Origin of the sequence: Campylobacter troglodytis (assembly GCF_006864425.1) — a bacterium.
Lineage (GTDB): Bacteria > Campylobacterota > Campylobacteria > Campylobacterales > Campylobacteraceae > Campylobacter_D > Campylobacter_D troglodytis.
The window spans coordinates 1-3,689 of record NZ_QHLI01000107.1; the positions used below are offsets into that span (position 1 = coordinate 1).

Annotated in this window: 3 protein-coding genes and 1 pseudogene; all 4 read right to left on the reverse strand. The window is 36.5% G+C overall.

All coding sequences use genetic code 11. The annotated features are described in order from the left end of the window. A pseudogene (locus DMC01_RS12095) lies at window positions 1-306 on the reverse strand (hypothetical protein); the annotation flags it as partial. A 707-nt stretch (window positions 307-1,013) separates the two neighbouring features. Continuing rightward, entirely contained in the window at window positions 1,014-1,238 is a 225-nt protein-coding gene (locus DMC01_RS12100) for a hypothetical protein (RefSeq protein ID WP_142694442.1), read from the reverse strand. 204 nt (window positions 1,239-1,442) lie between these two features. Continuing rightward, window positions 1,443-2,015 carry a type ISP restriction/modification enzyme gene (locus DMC01_RS12105; RefSeq protein ID WP_185908931.1) on the reverse strand — a complete coding sequence of 191 codons (573 nt, stop codon included), beginning with the start codon at window positions 2,013-2,015 and terminating at the stop codon, window positions 1,443-1,445. Then, the coding region (locus tag DMC01_RS13945) for a type ISP restriction/modification enzyme (protein WP_345788972.1) at window positions 1,966-3,689 on the reverse strand (1,724 nt) is incomplete at its 5' end. The genes DMC01_RS12105 and DMC01_RS13945, both read right to left, overlap by 50 nt.

Consider the following 3,689-nt stretch of genomic DNA (forward strand, 5'->3'; position numbering starts at 1 on the left):
AATAGGGTTAAAGGCATTAAGGCTGTTATCAAGGGGGTTTAAGGCCTTAAGATTGCTATCGAGGGGGTTTAGGCCATTAGGATTGTTATAAAGGGGGTTTAAGCCATTAAGACTGTTATAAAGGGGGTTAGCCTTGGCTGTTGAGTTAGAATTCAAGCCTTCAAAGCCTAAAAACTCAGCTTGCATACTCTCATAAAAGCCCTCGCATTCGCATACAAGAAGCTCTTCTAGCCCCTCTTTTATGTAGGCTTTTGTGATGATAAAGGAGTGTTTTGAGGTGATTAGGGATGAGTGAGCTGCTTTCATTTTTATCCTTTTAGCTTTGTGCTGTTTGAATTTTGTTTTGATTTTGTTTTAACTTTGCTTGAATTTATTTGTCTTACTTGTTTGCTTTAAATTTGCTTTGTTTAACTCTATTTAAAATTCTTTGCCTTGAATTTATCTTGTTTAAAAACATTTAAAAGCCTTTTAAAGTCTTTTAAAAAATTTTTTAAAGACTATAAATTATACCCTAAATTCATTTGAATTTGAAGGTTTAATTTAAAGAACTTTAAGACTTGAAAGGCTTTTGAATTTCAAGAGTAGGCTTTAAGGTGAATTTAAAAAAAGTGAAAGAGTTTGAAAGCTTGAAAGAAATTAAAAAGAAAGTTAAGGATTTAAGAATAGTTGAATTTGAGTTGACAATGTTTGAAAAAAGCTTAAAGGCTTAAATTTAGCGTAAATTTAAATTAATAAAAGTTCTTTGAGGGGCTTATTTTGAATTTAAAGCTCTTTTAAACATTTTTTAAAGCCCTTACAAGAGCTTTAAAAAAGCCTTCAACTTAAATTTCAAGGCTTTTAAAAAAGGCTTTATTAGTTTATTTAGCTAAATTTAATGGCTAAAAAAGACAATTTTATCTTTCGCTTAAAAGAAACAGAATTAAGACGAAAAATTTAGGATACAACCCTCATCAAAATTTATTAAAATTTAAGAGAAAATTCTGTTAAGTTTCATTCAGCCATGGCAAAAAGATCTAAAAATTCGTGGATACTTCGCTTGGTATGACAAACTGTGCCTTATTTTGTAATACTTCGGCTTTGCCTAAGTATGACAAGAATTTTGTCATTTTTAGTCTAGCGACCAAGCAACTTACAAGACATAGCCCGAGCAAAAATCCCTTCAGCTCTGAGATACTTCGCATTCTATCAGTATGACAAAACACAAGTTGAGATACTTCGGCTTTGCCTAAGTGTGACAAATAACCGTCATTATAAGTGCTTTTTGAAAAAGCTGCGTAGTGGCTGTGAAGTAGTGATTTTTACCTAGCAAAATGTGTCAGCACACAGCACGAAGTAAAAGGCTCCGCGTAATTTAAGCAAAACAGCTAAGAAGTTCAAACAAAACTCAAAAGTCCCATAAATTCAAGCAAACCCCGCAAAGCTCACTAAAAGTCACTATAAATTCAAGGCTTAGTTAAATTCTCACTAAGCCTTTCAGGCTTGTTTTGCAAAATTAAACTTTGTTTTATTATCTTGCAGATATTTACAAGGTGTTCAAGCTCGTCCTTGCTTAAAGTTTTATTTACTCGGTATTTTAGCCACTGTTTTAGCACCTGATAGCCACCCACGGTGTAGCCCCACACATTCTCATCAATGTCCGCAATTTGCAAGTGCTTATTTAAGATGATTTTACCATTTACAAATCTTGCCTTTTCACTTAGCTTTTCAAGCACAAAGCTCGGATTTGCCTTGTTTGCTTCTTGGCTAAATTCAAGCTTTATGCTTTCATCTTTTGGGATGTTTTTAAGCAAATGCAAGTCTATGAGCCTTTGTCCGAGTTTTTCAAAGCTTTCAAATTCCTTTTCGCTTACTTCAAAATTCACGCGTGGAAAGCCGATTTTAAGGTATTCTAAAAAGTTTTTGCGGTAAGTGGGGTTGTATAAGTTTGCGTAGATAAAGGCTAGGATTTGCTCAGATGTCTTATCTTTATAGCAGCTTGCTTTTTTCTTTAAACTCGCTAAATTCAGAGGTGAAATTTGGGATTTTTTCGATTTTGCTTACCTCACCTTCTTTATCGCCCATTATTTCATCATAACGATAAAGGGGGGATATGTAGGTTTCAGAGCCTGTTTTTGCACCGCCTAATGCTCTATCAGCAAGGGTATTTATAATCAAACCATAATCAAAATGTGAATTTAAGCAGGTTTTTGGAAAGCATAATCCTAAATTTTCGCCCTTTACGAAGTGTTGCATTGTTTCATAGCACGAACGCCTTAAAAATCCCTTTGTTTTACCACTTGTAAATGTGTAGCGAGTGTCAAAAGGGCGGTAGGCAATTTGTGTGATTGTTATATTGAAAGTTTCTTGTTCGCCTTGTAAAGCACCTTGCAAAGTGGCATTATAAGCCCCCTCCCTTGCGGAGGGGGTTTGGGGGTGGGTAAATTTTGCGTTAGCAAAATTATCATTTTGCAAACCTTGTGAATTTTCATTTAAATTCAATGAATTTTGTGAATTTTTTTGTGAATTTTGGGTTTTTTCACCCACCCCCCAAACCCCCCTCCGCAAGGGAGGGGGGCTTTTTAAGGTGCTGATAACCTCAGCTTTTGCTCTTTCAATCTGCCAATCTCGTGAATCGTGAATGTTATATTTACTCGCAAGGGCAGTTTTATCTAGTATCGCAAAATCTTGCAAAACGCCTTGCATTTGCTTCTTTGTGAATTGAATTGTCGTTTCATCTCTTTTTGTTTGAATTCCACTACTAAAATTCTCAAAAATCGCCTTGCTTTCTCCCATAGCCTTATTTGCAGCCAAAGCCCAAAAGTTCTCATACTCAGCATTTTCAAAGCTTTTGGGAACAAACCAAAAATAAGGCTCATCAAGTGTGAGTTCTTGCCATTTTACTGAATTTAAGCCATTTTGGGCTATGTCGTTTAAAAGGGCGAATTTGTCCTTTCGTTTTAAGGCAGCACTATCCTTTGTGGAGTGGTAAAGGACTTTGGCTAGGTTGAAAGGCTTTTGCGAAGTGGCATTAAATGAAGCCCCCTCCCTTGCGGAGGGGGTTTGGGGGTGGGTAAATTTTGCGTTAGCAAAATTATCATTTTGCAAACCTTGTGAATTTTCATTTAAATTCAATGAATTTTGTGAATTTTTTTGTGAATTTTGGGTTTTTTCACCCACCCCCCAAACCCCCCTCCGCAAGGGAGGGGGGCTTTTTAAGGTGCTGATAACCTCAGCTTTTGCTCTTTCAATCTGCCAATCTCGTGAATCGTGAATGTTATATTTACTCGCAAGGGCAGTTTTATCTAGTATCGCAAAATCTTGCAAAACGCCTTGCATTTGCTTCTTTGTGAATTGAATTGTCGTTTCATCTCTTTTTGTTTGAATTCCACTACTAAAATTCTCAAAAATCGCCTTGCTTTCTCCCATAGCCTTATTTGCAGCCAAAGCCCAAAAGTCCTCATACTCAGCATTTTCAAAGCTTTTGGGAACAAACCAAAAATAAGGCTCATCATGTGTGAGTTCTTGCCATTTTACTGAATTTAAGCCATTTTGGGCTATGTCGTTTAAAAGGGCGAATTTGTCCTTTCGTTTTAAGGCAGCACTATCCTTTGTGGAGTGGTAAAGGACTTTGGCTAGGTTGAAAGGCTTTTGCGAAGTGGCATTAAATGAAGCCCCCTCCCTTGCGGAGGGGGTTTGGGGGTGGGTAAATT